The following is a 425-nucleotide window of genomic DNA, read 5'->3' on the forward strand; positions in this document are numbered from 1 at the left end:
GCGGGGAGCCGTGGGGAAGGTCCACCTGATGCAAAATCGGCGACAGGTCAAGACCCCTAGCCTTCCAGTGCGTGATGGCCTTGCGGGTATCCAGTGCCTCAACATGGCCAACAGCCTCGTCAATGGAGCGGAATCCGAGCTCAGCGAGAATTTCGCGAGTCTGCTCAGCCATCATCATCATGAAGTTGACGACGTGGTCGGGATCACCGGCGAATTTCTCACGCAATTCCGGATTCTGAGTAGCCACACCTACCGGGCAGGTGTCGGTATGGCACTTACGCATTATGACGCATCCCTCGACAATGAGCGCGGTAGTTGCGAACCCAAACTCTTCGGCGCCAAGCAAGGCAGCTACGACGACGTCGCGTCCGGTCTTGAGCTGACCGTCACACTGCACCACGATGCGGTCACGAAGACCATTAAGC

1 protein-coding gene is annotated in these 425 nt (G+C 57.9%); it reads right to left on the reverse strand.

Going from position 1 to position 425, the window contains the following annotated elements:
* A partial coding sequence (locus tag CHM34_RS18580; protein ID WP_141201792.1) for a glutamate synthase-related protein occupies positions 1–425 on the reverse strand: 425 nt, incomplete at both ends.

This window comes from Paludifilum halophilum (genome assembly GCF_002245355.1).
GTDB classification, from domain to species: domain Bacteria; phylum Bacillota; class Bacilli; order Thermoactinomycetales; family DSM-45169; genus Paludifilum; species Paludifilum halophilum.